Origin of the sequence: Synechococcus sp. R55.2 (assembly GCF_047462075.1) — a bacterium.
Classification (GTDB): Bacteria; Cyanobacteriota; Cyanobacteriia; order Thermostichales; family Thermostichaceae; genus Thermostichus.
Genome location: NZ_JANSIH010000217.1, coordinates 1 through 734, shown reverse-complemented (window position 1 = coordinate 734; position 734 = coordinate 1). Strand labels below are relative to the sequence as shown.

At 54.9% G+C, this 734-nt stretch carries 2 protein-coding genes; one reads left to right on the top strand and one right to left on the bottom strand.

Annotated elements, in window-relative coordinates; genetic code table 11:
- Positions 1-392: helix-turn-helix domain-containing protein (locus NW838_RS07565; RefSeq protein ID WP_414427791.1), on the bottom strand; the 392-nt coding region annotated here is incomplete at its 3' end.
- Between NW838_RS07565 and tnpA the strand changes: the two genes are divergently transcribed.
- The coding region (gene tnpA, locus NW838_RS07560) for an IS200/IS605-like element ISSoc3 family transposase (RefSeq protein ID WP_414427790.1) at positions 348-734 on the top strand (387 nt) is incomplete at its 3' end. The two genes, NW838_RS07565 and tnpA, sit on opposite strands and share 45 nt — an antisense overlap.

The following is a 734-nucleotide window of genomic DNA, read 5'->3' as shown; positions in this document are numbered from 1 at the left end:
GATATAAACTCCCCCGCTTTTTTGATGCTGTGCCGACCCCGCCTCTTGCCTGTGCTATCAGGCTCCCTCCACGCTTTCCTCGCATTGTCCAGCCGCATCAAGTTTTGCTGCAGCACCTCGGCGTAAACGCCCCGGTCTGCGGGGAACAGTTGCGTGATTTGTTTGCGGGATCCCGCCTGCCGATAATAATTCGGCTCCAGCGGAGCTTCTGACACAGGCAACGGGCACGAGACAAGACTGCAACGGTCAATTGGGCAACGGGTTGCGGTCAGCCAATCCAGTCTCTGCCCCAGAGCGTCGTTCCACTGCCGCCGCAACAATTCCAGCCACTCGGTCATCAGAGCGGCTTGGTCGTCGCTGGGCAGGATCCGGTACTCGTGGGTGATAATCATGAGACGGTTCTAGCATTTAGCGCAATGAGCTACAACATAGGCCATCGTTCTGTTTACAGCCTACAAATCCACTTGGTGCTGGTGACAAAGTACCGTCGTCGGGTGATAACTGCTCCAATGTTGCAGAGGCTGGAAGATATATTTCGAGCGACCTGCCAAAAGTGGCGCTGTTCCTTGGTGGAGTTCAACGGTGAGGCGGATTATGTGCATCTGTTGGTGAGTTTTCCGCCGGATGTTCAGGTCTCGAAGCTGGTGAACAACCTGAAAACAGTCTCCAGCCGGTTGATTCGCAAAGAGTTCGCCACAGAGGTGGCACGGTTCTACAGCAAGCCTGTATTTTGG